12 protein-coding genes and 1 pseudogene are annotated in these 15979 nt (G+C 45.0%); 2 read left to right on the forward strand and 11 right to left on the reverse strand.

Going from position 1 to position 15979, the window contains the following annotated elements:
• Positions 1 to 98: 98 nt before the first annotated feature.
• The 4 genes and pseudogenes from rpoZ to V9W66_RS00690 form a co-directional block, all read right to left on the reverse strand.
• Positions 99 to 353 (reverse strand): annotated as a pseudogene (rpoZ, locus tag V9W66_RS00675) (DNA-directed RNA polymerase subunit omega); the annotation flags it as partial.
• Between the two features lie 53 nt (positions 354 to 406).
• Positions 407 to 1027 (reverse strand): guanylate kinase, encoded by a 621-nt coding sequence (gene gmk / locus V9W66_RS00680; protein ID WP_144094343.1) that lies wholly within the window; start codon positions 1025 to 1027, stop codon positions 407 to 409.
• Positions 1020 to 1292, reverse strand: coding sequence for a DUF370 domain-containing protein (locus V9W66_RS00685; protein ID WP_015525189.1), 273 nt, complete (start codon positions 1290 to 1292; stop codon positions 1020 to 1022). The genes gmk and V9W66_RS00685 overlap by 8 nt, the downstream gene beginning before the upstream one ends.
• Before the next feature lie 44 nt (positions 1293 to 1336).
• Positions 1337 to 2215, reverse strand: coding sequence for a YicC/YloC family endoribonuclease (locus tag V9W66_RS00690; RefSeq protein WP_144094342.1), 879 nt, complete (start codon positions 2213 to 2215; stop codon positions 1337 to 1339).
• A 149-nt stretch (positions 2216 to 2364) separates the two neighbouring features.
• On the opposite strand from V9W66_RS00690, the gene V9W66_RS00695 reads away from it, so the two are divergent.
• On the forward strand, positions 2365 to 4116 hold the full coding sequence (locus tag V9W66_RS00695; RefSeq protein WP_144094341.1) for an Rqc2 family fibronectin-binding protein: 1752 nt from the start codon (positions 2365 to 2367) through the stop codon (positions 4114 to 4116).
• Positions 4117 to 4293: 177 nt separating this feature from the next.
• Here V9W66_RS00695 and V9W66_RS00700 read toward each other — a convergent pair whose 3' ends face one another.
• The 6 genes from V9W66_RS00700 to leuS form a co-directional block, all read right to left on the reverse strand.
• The gene (locus tag V9W66_RS00700) at positions 4294 to 5532 is read right to left on the reverse strand and encodes an AGE family epimerase/isomerase (RefSeq protein ID WP_144094340.1); all 1239 of its coding nucleotides are present in this window, start codon (positions 5530 to 5532) and stop codon (positions 4294 to 4296) included.
• Between the two features lie 169 nt (positions 5533 to 5701).
• A complete protein-coding gene (locus V9W66_RS00705) occupies positions 5702 to 5905 on the reverse strand; it encodes a hypothetical protein (RefSeq protein WP_144094339.1) in 204 nt (67 codons plus the stop codon).
• A gap of 149 nt (positions 5906 to 6054) precedes the next feature.
• Positions 6055 to 7341: a chloride channel protein gene (locus V9W66_RS00710; RefSeq protein ID WP_144094338.1), complete on the reverse strand. Its 1287-nt coding sequence runs from the start codon at positions 7339 to 7341 to the stop codon at positions 6055 to 6057.
• A gap of 78 nt (positions 7342 to 7419) precedes the next feature.
• A complete protein-coding gene (locus V9W66_RS00715; RefSeq protein ID WP_144095730.1) occupies positions 7420 to 8076 on the reverse strand; it encodes a TVP38/TMEM64 family protein in 657 nt (218 codons plus the stop codon).
• A gap of 91 nt (positions 8077 to 8167) precedes the next feature.
• The gene (locus V9W66_RS00720; RefSeq protein WP_144095727.1) at positions 8168 to 9529 is read right to left on the reverse strand and encodes a radical SAM protein; all 1362 of its coding nucleotides are present in this window, start codon (positions 9527 to 9529) and stop codon (positions 8168 to 8170) included.
• 342 nt (positions 9530 to 9871) lie between these two features.
• Positions 9872 to 12289, reverse strand: a complete 2418-nt coding sequence (leuS, locus tag V9W66_RS00725; protein WP_144095725.1) for a leucine--tRNA ligase — start codon at positions 12287 to 12289, stop codon at positions 9872 to 9874.
• 249 nt (positions 12290 to 12538) lie between these two features.
• Here leuS and V9W66_RS00730 point away from each other — a divergent pair, with 249 nt between their 5' ends.
• Positions 12539 to 13768, forward strand: coding sequence for a dicarboxylate/amino acid:cation symporter (locus V9W66_RS00730; RefSeq protein WP_144095724.1), 1230 nt, complete (start codon positions 12539 to 12541; stop codon positions 13766 to 13768).
• A 217-nt stretch (positions 13769 to 13985) separates the two neighbouring features.
• On the opposite strand, the gene V9W66_RS00735 is transcribed toward V9W66_RS00730, so the two are convergent.
• Entirely contained in the window at positions 13986 to 15977 is a 1992-nt protein-coding gene (locus V9W66_RS00735; protein ID WP_144100662.1) for a glycoside hydrolase family 31 protein, read from the reverse strand.
• Positions 15978 to 15979: the final 2 nt, after the last annotated feature.

Genomic DNA, 15979 nt, shown 5'->3' on the forward strand with positions numbered 1-15979 from the left:
AATTACTCCGCTTCTGTCTGAGCTGCTTCTGCAGTCTCTGTGCCTTCTGCGGTCTCGCCCTCTGCTGCCTCAAGAGCCTCCTTCTCAGCTTCAAGAGCCTCCAGCTCTTCCTCTTCCTCCTGTCCGGGAAGGATCTTTACTTTGCCCTTGTAAAGCTCATCAATGGCAACGGAAAGCGGTTTCTTTCCTGCTGCCCCCGATACAAGCGGCTCTGCTCCTGCGATCAGCTGGCGGGCACGTTTGCTTGCTGCAAGTACAAGAGAATAACGGCTGTTCAGCACGAGAGCCTCATCGTCGTCCTCGTTGTTTGTGTTGATAGCCTCAATTAATTCTGAATAAGATGGATGTATCATATCTTTTCTCCCTTCTGTAACGGCAGGGCCGTATTTAACTTGTTAATTGGTATTTATAAAAAAGCTTCCGCTTCTTTCTGGATCCTGGATACAAAATCATGATTCCTGGATGTACGCATGCGCTCACACCGGATGGTCTCATGAAGTGTATCAACACATTCCTCCAGATCATCATTGATCAGGAGATAATCATATTTATCCATTCCTCTGGATTCTTCAACCGCTCTTCTGAGACGCCCGTTGATCACATCCAGAGTCTCTGTTCCGCGACCTACCAGACGGTTCTTAAGCTCCTCCATAGACGGCGGACATACAAATACCAGCAGTGTATCCGGAAACTTCTCACGGATCTTCATGGCACCCTGGATCTCGATCTCAAGGAGCACATCTTTCCCTGCGGAAAGCTGCTCCTCTACATATTTGCGGGGTGTGCCATAATAATTCTCCACATACTGTGCATACTCGATCAGTCCGTCTTCCCGGATCAGCTGTTCAAATTCTTCTTTTGTGCGGAAGAAATAAGCCTCTCCGTCCTTCTCACCCGGTCTTGGATTTCTGGTAGTAACAGAAACAGATAATGCATAATTGTCATATTTTTCCATCAGCCGTTTCATGACAGTACCTTTTCCGGAACCGGAAAAGCCCGAAACAACAACTAAAATTCCCTTACTCATTTCCTTCCTCCCTCATTTCCTCTCCATACGCTTCCGAAAATCTCCTGGCAATAGTTTCCGGCTGCAGAGCGGAAAGGACAAGATAATCATCGGAAGTAACGATCACTGCTTTTGTTTTTCTTCCCTGTGTGGCATCGATCAGAGTTCGGGTCCCCTTGACACTCTGTATCATGCGCTTTACAGGAGCGGCATCCGGACTTACCACAGCCACGATCTTGCGTGAATTGACAACATTTCCAAAGCCTACATTAATAAGTTTCGCCATTTACGCTCTCCTTTCTGTCTGTGTACAGCCTGTTTCCTGTCCGGTTACTCGATATTCTGGATCTGCTCACGGATCTTCTCGATCTCTGTCTTCAGATCGATGGCCGCGTTGGATACAATAAGATCATTGGATTTAGACAGGATAGTGTTCGCCTCACGGTTCATCTCCTGTGCCATGAAATCCATCTTACGTCCCACGCCCTCGTTCTCATCCAGGATCTTTCTCATTCCGTGGATGTGGCTTCGAAGACGTACCGTCTCCTCATCATTGCAGATCTTATCTGAAAAAAGTATCACCTCTGCGGCGATCCTGGAATCATCGATCTGGTTATCTTCAAGTAGCTCGTGCATCTTGGCTTCCAGTTTCTCCCGATAAGCCTTCACTACTTCCGGAGAACGTTTTTCCACTACATCGACCTTTGCTTCCAGTCCGTCCAGCTTCCCAAGAAGATCCTGTTTCAGATTAGCACCCTCACGCTGACGGGTCTCCACAAATTTCCGGCAGGCCTCATGAAGCGGACTCTCCAGAAAATTCCAGAGCTCTTCCTCATCCGGAGCCTGCTCTTCCATTGTAAACACATCCGGATATCTGGAAAGTGTGGAAACACGGATATCATTCTCGATCCCCAGTTCCTCACTCATCTGGTTCAGATAGCCCAGATATTCCTTTGCCAGCTCTGCATTGTATTTCAGAGCCATTCCGCCCATTGTATAGTCTTCATAGGTGATGAACACATCGACTTTGCCGCGGCGGATATAAGTCTTCATCACATTTCGGGTCTCTCCCTCAAAATAGCTGAGTCTTTTCGGCATTTTGATGTTCAGATCCAGATATCTGTGATTGACAGATTTCAGTTCAACAGAAACCTTACGCTCTCTGGAAACTGCTTCTGCCCTGCCAAAGCCGGTCATACTTTTTATCATGTTATCCTCCAATACTGCCTCTTAAGTTTATCAGCTGCTGATAAATACAGTAACTGATTGCATACGGATTTATTATAGTTCATTCCAAAACCCTAGTCAAACTCTTTTTTTACTGTTATAATGATTGATGTTGAAATGGAGGTAAAATCATGGCATTTGACGGAATTACAGTTTCTGCTCTCGTGGCAGAGATCGATGATAATTTAAAAGGCGGACGTATCAACAAGATCGCCCAGCCGGAAAACGATGAACTTTTGATCACAGGAAAGGGCGCAAACGGACAGAAACGTCTTCTCTTAAGTGCAAGCGCATCCCTTCCTCTGATCTATTTTACAGATAAGAACCGTATCAGTCCTTTAACCGCGCCGAACTTCTGCATGCTTCTCAGAAAGCACATCGGAAGCGCCCGTATCCTTGATGTGAAGCAGCCTGGAATGGAGCGCGTGGTGGAATTTGAGCTGGAGCATCTTAATGAGCTGGGGGATCCCTGCAGAAAGCGTCTGATCATGGAGCTGATGGGCAAGCACAGCAACATCATCTTCTGTGATGAAAAAGGCATGATCCTGGACAGCATCAAGCATGTTTCTTCCCATATGAGTTCTGTCCGTGAGGTTCTTCCCGGAAGAGAATATTTCATTCCCAATACCAGGGATAAAGAAAATCCGCTGACTGTTTCCGAGGAGGAGTTCACACAGCACATCTGTAAAAAGCCTGTGAATATTTCCAGGGCGCTTTACACTTCACTCACAGGTATGAGCCCGGTAATGGCTGAGGAGATCTGCTACCGTGCATCCATTGACGGGAGCGATGCCGCGCAGTCCCTGGATGAGGCAGCCTGCACCCATCTTTATCATACCTTTCTCCGCCTTATGGAACAGATCCGGAACAGAGAGTTCACCCCGAATATTGTCTACCGCGGAGAGGAGCCTGTGGAATACGGTGTCTTTCCTTATCAGCAGTTTGGCAGTGAATACCGCAGCGAAATCTTTGACAGTGTCTCTGTTATGCTGGAGACCTATTATGCTACCAAAAGTCTGCTGACACGTATCCACCAGAAATCCTCCGATCTTCGCCGTGTAGTACAGACCGCTCTGGAACGTAACCGAAAAAAATACAACATCCAGAAAAAGCAGCTGAATGATACTGCAAAAAAAGATAAATTCAAGGTCTACGGTGAACTGATCAACACCTACGGATACGGGCTTGAGGAAGGCTGCAGATCCTTTAAGGCACTGAACTATTACACCAACGAGGAGATCACTATCCCTCTTGACCCGACACTGACTCCGGCACAGAATTCCAAGAAATATTTTGATAAATACGGAAAGCTGAAGCGTACAGAGGAAGCCGTCACAGAACAGATCACAGATACGAAAAGTGAGATCTCTCATCTGGAATCTATCTCCAATGCTCTGGATATCGCCAGATCTGAAAGTGACCTTTCCCAGATCAAGGAAGAGCTCACTGCGTACGGTTATATCAAACGTCACTACACAAACAAAAAAAGCCAGAAAGCCCAGCCGAAATCCAAACCGCTCCACTACATATCCAGTGACGGTTTTGATATCTATGTGGGAAAAAACAATTTCCAGAATGATGAGCTGACTTTCAAGTTCGCAACCGGAAATGACTGGTGGTTCCATGCAAAGAAAATGGCTGGTTCCCATGTGATCGTCCGCACCAAAGACGGTGAACTTCCGGACCGTACCTTCGAAGAAGCAGGCCGCCTGGCAGCCTGGTACTCCAAAGGACACTCTGCTCCCAAGGTAGAGATTGATTATATCCAGAAAAAGCATGTGAAAAAACCTGCCGGTGCGAAACCCGGTTTCGTTGTTTATTACACCAATTATTCTCTCATGGCTTCTCCGGATATTTCGGATCTGAAAGAGGTTACGGAGTAATAACTATTCAATAAAAAACCTTACTGTGTTCTCGTATTTCTTCAAGACCGGATACCTGTATCTCTGCAAGTATCTGTCCTGAGAAATTTTTCTGTAAACGCAGGAAGGTTTTTTTATTGAACATTCGCACTCCGCTTCGTTACATGCTCACGAACAAAAATCGCAAAACGATTTTGTTCAGATCTCCAGTTTTTTCTTTACTGCCGGTGCAATAGACGTATCTGCTTTATGATATGGGATCAGTGTAGACTGCAGTGCATGGTACAGATCAGATTTTCCGGGCCATACGGTTCCTTTCAGATGATTCTGCTCATCCAGCTGATGAAACCAGGAGCCGTTTTCGTGATCCATGACCACTTCATCCAGGTACTTCATAAACGCAGCATAATCTTTCGCATATTTCTCCTTACCGGTCACCTGATAAAGAACTGCAGAGGTATTGATCGCTTCCGCAAGAGTCCAGTGCATACGGTCATGTACCACCGGTTTGCCATTCCAGTCTGTCGTGTATACAATTCCCGGTACACCATCTGCGTTCCAGCCGTCTTTTATTGCTGTTGTGTAAAGGTTTTCTGCTGCCTGAAGATGTATTTCCAGTTTTTCTTTCTCTTCTCCACAGTTTGCAAGCGTCCACTGTGTGATCAGCCTTGCCCATTCGATTCCATGTCCCGGTGTTGCGCCGTATGGCTTGAACGGATCATCCGGACGGTCACGGTTGCAGTCAAGATCTGCCACCCATTCCCTCGTAAAATGTTCCGGGATCCTCCAGGAGTTATCTTCTGCCCACTGGATCACATGATCAATGATCCTGCCTGCACGAATGTGATATGTTTTATCCCCGGTGACATCTCCTGCTGCCAGAAAAGCCTCTACCGTATGCATATTGGCATTTAATCCCCGGTAATCATCCAGCACGGTAAATTCCGTATTCCAGGTATCGCAGGCCAGCCCCTCCTCTTCATTCCAGAAATGTCGGTCATAAACAGCCAATGCCTCTTCAAGGAGCTCTTTCGCCCCGGGCCTTCCGGCTGTCAGTGCGGAAGATGCAGCCAGGATCACAAATGCATGGGCATAACACTGTTTATTGGGCACAATATCTCCTTCCGGTGTTACACCTGCATACCAGCCACCGTTTTTTTCATCGTGAAGCTCTCCCTTCAGACCTTTCAATGCCATATCCGCAAGCTCTCCGCTTCCCTCATGGCCAAGCATCAGACCCAGACTGTATACATGAGCCATACGACAGGTGATCCAGGTTTCCCGGTTTCTGTCCTTCCATGGTGTTCCGTCGTCCCCCAGATAATAGGAACCTCCATTCGGTGAAGGAAATCGATGTCCGAAATTCAAAAGCTCCTCACAGGATGCTTTCAGGAATTCCCGGTTTTCTTTTGTGCTGATCTCATATTTGCTGTTCATTTCAACCACCCCATCTACTTTTTTCTTTAGGATACCATTCTTTTTTGGAGACTTCAATTCCTTTGGATTCTTTTGACAGATTGACGAAAAAAGGAGAATGCCCTATATGCATTCTCCTCATATCAGATTTCTTAATTCCATTACCGTAACGGTCACAGATAGCCCTGTATTAATCTTCAAAACAGGTGATCACATAACGCTCACTTTCTGTGATCACATCGGAAACATTATCCCTGTCCCAGATCGCATCACTGATGATATCTTTCAGCTTATCATCCATAACGATATTAAAATTCTCCTTGATCACCTGAAACGGGACTCCCTCATTCTCCTGTGCATACTCCATGATAAAATCAAGAATCTTCTCTTCCATACCTTAAACTCTGCCTTTCTGTAAATACTAACGTTTAATATATTACATCAGATTTCCGCAGATGTCCAGATATTTTCCAGCCATGTCCATGCGGTATTCCATAAGATATTATGCCGGTATACACACACCCCTTCACATTTCGTTCTATATCAGAATCTGGTATGTCGGTTCACATATTTTGCTTTATATTTGGAGTACACAATGGTCTGATCCCTGTAAAGGCCATAATATCCCGATGCTGCATAGCTGATAGATACTGCGATCAGATAGAAGGATACTCCCTTAAATCCAAACATTTCAAAAGCGATCAGGATCGAAGTGATCGGACAGTTGGTCACACCGCAGAAAACTGCTGCCATTCCGCAGGCTGCACAGATCGACGGAGAAATTCCCATAAGATTACCCATCACACAGCCAAAGGTAGCTCCAATGCAGAAAGAAGGTACGATCTCTCCCCCGCGGAATCCTGCGCGCATAGTCAGTGCTGTAAGCACCATTTTCCAGAAAAAGGCGAAAGTATCCGCCTGTCCGTTTTCCACCGCTTTTTCAATAAGCTCCGCACCAGCGCCCATATATTCATCTGTTCTCAGAATAAAGGTGACAACAATGACCAGGCAGGCGCCCACTGCAACCCTGACATATTTATTCTTAAACCATCTGCCATAAAGTCCTGCTGCACCATTCAGCGCAATACAGAACATAATGCTGACAACTGCACAGCCCAGAGCGATCACTCCCATTTTCAGGCCAGTTTCCACAGTCAGTGCCGGAATATCCGTCACATGAAAACTTTCCGGTGTGACTCCCATTCCGGCTGCAAATCCGGAAGCGACCAGTGACGCAATCATACACGGCATCAGTGCCGCATAATACATCACGCCCACACTGACCACTTCCAGCGCAAAAACTGCCGCTGACATCGGTGTTCCAAACAGTGCGGAAAACGCCGCGCTCATGCCGCACATGACAATTACATGACGGTCCTCCTCGTCCAGATGGATCCATCTTCCAAGCTGGTTGGCAATACTTCCTCCAAGCTGGATCGCTGCTCCCTCACGTCCCGCAGAACCACCGGTAAGATGAGTCAGCGCCGTTGTGATAAAGATCAGAGGCGCAGATAGGATCGGCACATCATCTCTGGAACGCACGGTAGAAAGAACCTGATTGGTCCCTCCATCCTCTTTTCCAAGCTTCTCATACAAAAATACAATGACAAGTCCGGATAATGGCAGCAAAAGGAAAATCCATTCATGAGCCCTCCGGTAATTGGTCACTGCCTTTAACGTAAAAGAAAACAGTGTGCTGGCAGCTCCTACGATACATCCAGTAATGACAGCAAGAACCAGCCACTTGATCAGATTTGACATATCCAGGCTGATTCTTGCACTGTAATAATATAAATGTTCCTTTAATCTTTTGTTATGATCGATCCCCATGTTCCTTCCCTTCTTTTCTTTACTGTCTGCATTATACTACATTTTTCCTCTCAGTAAAAGCAGGAAGAGAAAGCCCTGTTATTTTTTCTTCCGGGAAATATGCATGTGTATCAGGATCGAGAATACACTGATCATCACAAGAAACACTGCGGAGAGCCAGAATGCCGGAGACTTCGGATTTTTAATATTTGCTCCAAATATTGTAGCGAGAATAACTCCCGGCAACGTTCCAAGCACGCCACCTGCCATATAGGTTCCAAATGGGATCTTTTCAGCTCCGAGAAACAGACTCACAGCATCTCCCGGTAAAAAGTTCAATGTCCGCATAAAAAATGAAATATACAGGGAATTTCCGTTCTGGTAATCTACTACTGTTTTCAGTTTCGGATATTTAGCTGTAAGACTTTCCACCATGGATGCACCTGAGAAACGTCCCATCCAATATGGAAGTGCCAATGTGACTGCTCTTCCCAGAAAGTTCACCAGAAGTGCTGTTCCTGTAGAAAACAGATGCCCTACAGCAAGCTGCAGGATCGCAATTGGAAATATAAAAGAGACACTTTTCACTGCATAAAGCCCAAGCATAAGTAATGCAGCCTTAACAGGTTCCTCCGGTGTATAGCTTAAGATCCTTTCCACAGACAGATCCTCTCTATAACGGATACAGAAAAGGAGAAGCACAAGAAGGAGCACCGCCGGCAGATATTTTCTGATGTTATCAATCATTTTTTTCATGGTCTGATCCCTCCGTTTTCAAAAAAAGAGCACCGGCACCTGTTTCCGGTACCGTGCTCTTTCATAAGTTCTGCTTTTTTAAGTTTCAGGATCAGCAGCCTTTCTTCGCTGCCTTTCGCTCCTGGTCTTCCTTCCACATTTCCTCTGCTACCGGCTTCCAGTTTTCAGCATACCGGTCACATTTCGCACAGAGATGCTCTGCACTCTCCGGTGACTGAAGATCTGTGGAATGTGCTCCGGATTTTTCTACCATTTCTCTCAGCTTCTGCGGATTTTCAAGCATCGGGCATGGACGGTACATATTGTCATTAAACGGCTGTCCGTCATGATATGCCATCATCATCGGAGACTGCAGTGCTTCCAGAAGTGTTTTCTCGCGGATATTGGAATCAGAATAATGGATAAACACACATGGATCGATATCGCCGTTTGCATTGATATGCAGATAGCGACGGCCGCCTGCAATACATCCTCCCACAAACTCTGCATCATTCTGGAAATCCATGGCAAACAACGGCTTTGTTGCACGGTATTTACGGATACGCTCATAGGTTTCTCTTCTCTGCGCAGGAGTAGGAAGCAGCTCCGGTGCTGCATCATTTCCAACCGGCATATAATGGAAATACCAGATAAAGTACGCTCCAAGATCAATCAGGCTGTCGTAAAATGCCTCGGATGTGATAGACTCGAAATTTGCACTCGTATAACATGCAGAGATACCAAATACAAGCTTCTTCTCTCTGAGAAGATTGATGGCCTTGATAACCTTCTGGTATACACCATTTCCTCTTCTGCCATCTGTTGCAGTCTCAAATCCCTCCAGTGAAATTGCAGGAACAAAGTTTCCTACCCGAAGCATATCATTTGCAAAATCCTCATCGATCAGTGTTGCATTTGTGAAGGAAAGGAAGATACAGTCATTATGTTTCTCGCAAAGACGGATCAGATCCTTTTTTCTTACAAGTGGCTCTCCGCCTGTGTAAATATACATATAAACGCCAAGCTCCTTACCCTGGCGGATGATGTCATCGATCTCATCGTAGGTGAGGTTCAGCTTGTTTCCATACTCTGCTGCCCAGCATCCTGTACAGTGCAGGTTACATGCACTTGTTGGGTCAAGAAGGATTGCCCACGGGATATTACAGCCATATTTCTCACGGCATTCATCCTGTTTCTTCCAGCCTGCAAGATTTGCATTGATAAAGAAGTTTGCAACCAGAGTTTTCATAACATGCGGATCAATATCAGTTACCAATCTATGAATAAACGAATAATACGGATGTTCCGGATTGGAAATGACTTCGCGGATCATTGCTCTCTGTGTAGTAAATCCACCGCCGGAAAATTTATCTGCCCAGTCCATGATCTTGATAAAATTCTTATCCGGATCTTTATAAACATAATTGAATGCCTGTTCAAGTCCGAATTTCTTAAGTGTGTTCATTGCGCTCATACTATCTCTCCTTATTTCTCTCAATGTAAATATGCAATCTAGCTAAACGGACATCTTCATTCCGTCACACTGCATTTCGAGTACCAAAGCTTTCTTACTATCTTTGCCTGACTCATGGTGTTACTGTACGTTTTTTCCATTTGAATAACAATAGACAATATAATTGGTATGACCAAAAACTAGGCAAATCTGTTAAAATGCCTAAATATTATTGGTATTTATTCTAAATAACATTAGTTATTTTTGTGCATACTTACTTCACGATGTTTATCCATGTAAAAAACGCCCTGGCAAAGGCAGAAATATCTTCCGCCCTGCTTCGGGTGTTTTTGATTTATCTTATTACTTTACTACGATATTGATGATCTTCTTCGGTACGTAAATCTCTTTGATGATATTTCCGGAAATCTTATCTGCAACTGCCTTCTTTCCTTCGGCAATCGCATCTTCTTTGGAGATTTCTGCCGGAATACTGATAACAGCCTTGGTCTTGCCGTTGATCTGAACCGGAACCTCGATCTCATCATCCTTCATAAGCTCCTCATCGTGAGCCGGCCACTGTGCATGGAAAATGGAATCCTCATGACCAAGCTTCTCCCAGATCTCCTCTGCAATATGAGGAACAAATGGCGCAAGAAGAATGGTAACTGTCTCGATGGTTTCTTTGTCAACAGCGCCGTCGTTCTGCTTTGCGATAGCGATCAGCTTGTTTGTGTATTCCATAAATCCGGACACTACGGTATTCAGGCTGAAGGCCTCAAGTCTGCTGGTGATATCGTATACCATCTTATGACGGGTCTTCTCCATCTCTTTGGTAGCCGGGATATCTTTCTCAATGCTGTCAAGAGCCAGATTCCAGAAACGTTTCAGGAATCTGGATACACCATCGATTCCTCTGTCATCCCATTCTGCATCCAGTTCCGGCGGTCCTACGAACAGCTCATACATACGTAAGGAATCACATCCGTAATCATTTACAAGATCATCCGGTGAAATAACATTTCCTTTGGATTTACTCATCTTGATTCCGTTTTTACCTGTGATCATACCCTGGTTGAACAGCTTGACAAACGGCTCATCGAAATCAATAGCTCCGATATCATACAGGAACTTGGTGTAGAATCTGGAGTACAGAAGATGAAGAACAGCATGCTCTACACCACCGATATACATATCTACCGGCAGATATTTATCAGCTTTCTCTTTGGAAACCAGTTCTTTATTATTCTTATTATCTACATAACGGAGGAAATACCAGGAAGATCCTGCCCACTGAGGCATGGTGTTTGTCTCACGTTTTGCAGGAGCACCACAGCATGGGCATGTGGTATTTACCCACTCGTCAATAGCTGCAAGCGGTGACTCTCCGGTTCCTGTCGGCTGGTAGCTTTCTACCTCCGGAAGTCTTAACGGAAGCTGATCCTCCGGTACCGGTACCGCACCGCATTTCGGGCAGTGTACGATCGGGATCGGCTCACCCCAGTAACGCTGGCGGGAAAATACCCAGTCTCTCAGTTTGTAGTTGACAGTTTTACGTCCGATACCCAGCTTCTCGATGATATGCGGTGCTTCCTTCTTCAGTACGGAAGATTCCATTCCGTTCCACTCACCGGAGTTGATCATGGTTCCGGAAGCCTCTGTGTAAGCTTCTGTCATATTCTGAATTTCTTTACCATCTTTTGCGATAACCTGGATGATCGGAATATCGAATTTCTTTGCGAACTCAAAGTCACGGTCATCATGAGCAGGTACACACATGATAGCACCTGTACCATAATCAGCAAGTACATAGTCAGAAAGCCAGATTGGAAGCTTCTCGCCGTTCAGCGGATTGATCGCATAAGTACCTGTGAACACACCGGTCTTCTCTTTATCCTGAAGACGGTCTACATTGGATTTCATGGAAGCATCAAAGATATATTTCTCTACAGCCTCTCTTGTCTCGTCTGTTGCAAGAGATTTTGCAAGAGCATGCTCCGGTGCAAGTACCATGAATGTTGCTCCATGAAGAGTATCCGGTCTTGTTGTATAGACCGTGATCTTCTCTTCTCTTCCCTCAACCGGGAAATCGACCTCTGCGCCGTAGGATTTGCCGATCCAGTCTGTCTGCATCTTTTTAACCTTCTCCGGCCAGTCCAGTTTATCCAGATCACTTAAAAGTCTGTCTGCATATTTTGTGATGCGGAGCATCCACTGACGGAGGTTCTTTTTGGTAACCGGAGTGCCACAACGCTCGCAGCATCCGTTTACAACCTCTTCATTTGCAAGACCTGTCTTACAGGAAGGGCACCAGTTGATCGGGAACTCCTTCTCATATGCAAGCCCCTCTTTGAACATTTTTACAAAGATCCACTGTGTCCATTTATAGAATTCCGGATCTGTTGTGTTAACCTCCATATCCCAGTCATAGATCGCTGCGATATCGTTGATCTGACGTTTGATATTTTTGATGTTTGCTGCTGTAGATACTGCCGGATGAACCCCCATCTTGATGGCATAGTTCTCAGCCGGGAGACCAAAAGCGTCCCATCCCATGGGATGGATCAGGTAATAACCCTGGAGCATTTTATAACGGCTCCATACATCGGAGATCACATAGCCTCTCCAGTGTCCTACATGAAGACCGTTTCCGGACGGATACGGGAACATATCCAGACAGTAGTATTTCAGTTTCTTGCCATCATTGACATTTACCGGCTTTTTCTCCCAGTTTGTGCGCCATTTCGCTTCGATGGCTCTATGGTTATAAGGTGCAGCCATTTTTTTTATTCCTCCTGACAAATTACTCAGTATTAATACTTTAATGCTTTCACACACTGCTATTAATTTTAACTACTTATGATGTATTTGTCAAACAAAAATCCAAAAACAGCCCTTTTCCATCAAAATATACATGAACCTGCAATCCTGGCCTGGTTTAGTTGACGCCTCTTTTTTCACATGATATAATTTCCTGCATGTATTTTCCTATATTATACATACATATTTATCTTAGGAGGGAACGCATAAATGAAATCTTTTTATTCCTGGTACCGGAAACATATTACCGGTGCGATCTTTACAGGACTGATCCTGGGTATCCTCACAGGACTTTTCCTGGCCGGACGGTTTGAACCTGTCCTCACTGTGACCAGTCTGATCGGAAGTATCTACATGAACGCCCTGAACATGATGATCTTTCCCATGGTCTTCTGCTCCATTGTCATTGGAATCTGTTCCATCGGAAACGCACGTACTACCGGCAAGATCACTGCAGCATCCATGATCTATTTTCTCTGCACAACGGCACTTGCCAGCCTGTGCGGACTGATCATCCCGAGACTGATCCATCTCGGAAAGGGAGTCAAATTTGAGATGGCAACGGCAGACATCCAGGCTACAGAAATGAGCAGTATCCTTGACACCCTGAAAAACCTGATCCCTTCCAACCCAATCGCCGCATTTGCTGACGGAAACATGCTCCAGGTTCTGGTGTTTGCCCTGATCATCGGTTTCACACTGATCGCAGTCGGTGAAAAGGGAACTCCATTCCTGAATCTGATTGATTCCGTCAATGAAGTATGCCTGAAGATCATCACAACCATCATGTACTTTACACCCATCGGTGTTTTCTGTACCATCGTACCGGTTGTGGAAGCCAACGGAACTGAAACGATCATTTCCCTTGCAACACAGCTTGTCATTCTGTATGTGGCATTCTTTGGCTTCGCTATTGTAGTGTACGGTCTCTCTGTAAAGCTGATCGGCAAACAGAGTCCGCTGAAATTCCTGAAAGCGATCCTGCCAGCAGCACTGAACGCCTTCGGAACCTGCTCAAGCTCCGCAACCATTCCATTAAGCAAGCAGTGTATGGAAGAAGAAATGGACGTATCCAACCAGATCACCAGCATCGCCATTCCTCTTGGTGCTACCGTTAATATGGATGCTGTATCTATCCTGATGTCCTTTATGATCATGTTCTTTGCAAACGCCTGCGGGATCCATGTAAGTATTCCTCTTATGATCATTATCCTTCTTGCAAACGTACTGCTTTCCGTTGGTACTCCAGGTGTTCCCGGTGGTGCTATCGCATCTTTCGCAGCACTGGCAACTATGGCCGGACTTCCTGCCGGAGTTCTTGGTGTTTATATCAGCATCAATACCCTCTGTGATATGGGCGCCACCTGTGTCAATGTTATCGGTGACATGGCATGCTGCTCTGTACTGAAAAATGTTATCCAGATTGAGGAAGAAGCATAAACAAATCTTTCTGAAGTGTTATTTAAACAGAATGCGAATTACTTTACATAAAATATTTTATGTAAAGCAACAGCAGTAAAAGCCGTAAGATATATGTTTAAGAAACTTTCACATATACTTACGGCTTTTCTGTTTATCAACTGTTCACATCCTGTATTCTTTATACTGTTTAACGTAAATGATGTAACACAGAAATTTATATTTCATTTTGCTGACTTTATTTTTTCAGAACACGGTAATTTTCTTCTCTGTCGTAATCCTTATGAACCCCATCGTCCTCATATAAGGTATACTCCGCACCTTCATATCCGAGAAGCTGCATATTTTTTGTATCCAGAGCTGCCACACATTCCGCTGCTTCTGCAACCGGAATACATTTTCCCTTCCGGATAAACAACGGAACCTCATTCAGTGCCACCTCCGCATAATGAACACCCTTTTCAAGGATCTCCTCTGCAATGGTTCCATCCGGAAGGAATTTCACAAACTTCATCTCCTCCGGAAGATATACATAACGGCCTCTTGCGTTCTGTTCATAAACCGGAGCGATCATGATCTCATTTCCAAGAAGCAGCTGGTCTTCCACATGTACAGCAATCTTATCCTCCGGATAAACAAAGCCCAACGGCCGGAAATACATATCATCGTTCAGAGCCGCCTTCATATATTCACTGTAAAGATATGGAATAAGACGATATCTTACACCGATCACATGACGGAAATCTTCCACATTTTCAAACTGGTAACATTCCTGCTCTCTGGTACCGATCGCTGTATGATCACGCATCAGCGGTGTGAATACTCCAAGTGCCAGGAAACGAAGCAGCAGTTCTCTTGTTGTATCAGCGCCAAATCCGCCCAGATCTGCTCCCGCATACAGGAAACCACACATATTCAGAGAGGGCATCATCTTCAGGTTCAGAAGGATATGAGCCCACCAGGATTTATTATCGCCGGTCCAGATCCCACCATAACGATGCATACCAATATAGGATGATCTGGAGAACATCAGAAAACGTTTTTCCGGATCGATCCGTTCAAAAGCCTCCCCTGCTGCTCTGGTCATATTGTAGCCGAACAGGTTATGGACTTTGTCATGGCGGATCTTTCTACCATCCACATTATGGTAAAATCTCCGATAATCTTCCGGATTGTTTGCAACATTGCGAAGTGCACTCTGCATCTTCCAGATATGGATCTTTCCTTCCGTATCTTTTGCAAATTCTCCTGCAAACTCTTTGACCTCTTTCATTCCCTCTGTGGAATAGAAGATCGCCGGCTCATTCATATCGTTCCAGAAACCGTCGATTCCCTTCTCGATCAGGAAACGGTATTTGTCACCGAACCATTTTCTGGCATCTTTGTTCAATACGTCCGGAAAATGAGTATCCCCCGGCCATACAGCAGCTACAAAATCACTGCCGTCCTCTCTCTGGCAGAAGTAGCGGTTTTTGACACCCTCCTCATAAACATCGTATCCCGGCTCTACCTTGACGCCGGCATCGATGATCGGGATCAGACGGATATCCTGATCCTTCAGTTCCTTTACGAATTCCGGAAAATCCTGAAAATTCTCTTCACTTAATGTAAAGTCCTTATAAGACTGCATATAATCAATATCCATATAGATCATATCAATAGGAATATGATTTTCACGATATCCAGCTGCAACCTTCCGGAAATCCTCTTTTGTAGTATAGCCCCATCTGCTCTGGCCAAATCCAAAGGCAAATTTCGGCGGGATATAGCTTCTTCCGATCACATGACGGAACTGCTTTACAATATCATAGGGACTCTCCCCTTCGATCACATAAAGCTTCAGGTCTGCATTTTCGCAGGTTACCTTCATGGTATCCATTCTGGTATATCCAATGTCAAAGGTGATCGCTGCCGGATAGTCAAAAAACATTCCAAAGGTTTCTTTTCCGGACACAATGATAAGATTATGTGCACCGTACAGGGAATGTTTATCCTCTGTATGCTCCGGATCATCGGTACAGTTACTGGTGTAAATGAATCCTCTCTTGTTGATACCGCGGTTGGATTCTCCCAATCCGTAGACGATATCCTCTTCATCCATGATATAAGTAAAAGAAAATCCATCTTCTGCACAGATTTCTCCATATCCTGGCTTTCCTTCTGCTGTCTCAATGTTTTCTGTCAGTGCCTCAGTCTCAAAGGGCTCTCCATATACATATTTTTTTATCATTT

The sequence above is a fragment of the Blautia massiliensis (ex Durand et al. 2017) genome, from assembly GCF_051861785.1.
GTDB classification, from domain to species: Bacteria; Bacillota; Clostridia; order Lachnospirales; family Lachnospiraceae; genus Blautia_A; species Blautia_A luti_A.

What these genes read in the sequence shown, in the direction of transcription:
- gmk (WP_144094343.1), bottom strand. Translation starts at nt 1,027, where the DNA reads ATGAGTAAGGGAATTTTAGTTGTTGTTTCGGGCTTTTCCGGTTCCGGA.
- V9W66_RS00685 (WP_015525189.1), bottom strand. Translation starts at nt 1,292, where the DNA reads ATGGCGAAACTTATTAATGTAGGCTTTGGAAATGTTGTCAATTCACGC.
- V9W66_RS00690 (WP_144094342.1), bottom strand. Translation starts at nt 2,215, where the DNA reads ATGATAAAAAGTATGACCGGCTTTGGCAGGGCAGAAGCAGTTTCCAGA.
- V9W66_RS00695 (WP_144094341.1), top strand. Translation starts at nt 2,365, where the DNA reads ATGGCATTTGACGGAATTACAGTTTCTGCTCTCGTGGCAGAGATCGAT.
- V9W66_RS00700 (WP_144094340.1), bottom strand. Translation starts at nt 5,532, where the DNA reads ATGAACAGCAAATATGAGATCAGCACAAAAGAAAACCGGGAATTCCTG.
- V9W66_RS00705 (WP_144094339.1), bottom strand. Translation starts at nt 5,905, where the DNA reads ATGGAAGAGAAGATTCTTGATTTTATCATGGAGTATGCACAGGAGAAT.
- V9W66_RS00710 (WP_144094338.1), bottom strand. Translation starts at nt 7,341, where the DNA reads ATGGGGATCGATCATAACAAAAGATTAAAGGAACATTTATATTATTAC.
- V9W66_RS00715 (WP_144095730.1), bottom strand. Translation starts at nt 8,076, where the DNA reads ATGAAAAAAATGATTGATAACATCAGAAAATATCTGCCGGCGGTGCTC.
- V9W66_RS00720 (WP_144095727.1), bottom strand. Translation starts at nt 9,529, where the DNA reads ATGAGCGCAATGAACACACTTAAGAAATTCGGACTTGAACAGGCATTC.
- leuS (WP_144095725.1), bottom strand. Translation starts at nt 12,289, where the DNA reads ATGGCTGCACCTTATAACCATAGAGCCATCGAAGCGAAATGGCGCACA.
- V9W66_RS00730 (WP_144095724.1), top strand. Translation starts at nt 12,539, where the DNA reads ATGAAATCTTTTTATTCCTGGTACCGGAAACATATTACCGGTGCGATC.
- V9W66_RS00735 (WP_144100662.1), bottom strand. Translation starts at nt 15,977, where the DNA reads ATGATAAAAAAATATGTATATGGAGAGCCCTTTGAGACTGAGGCACTG.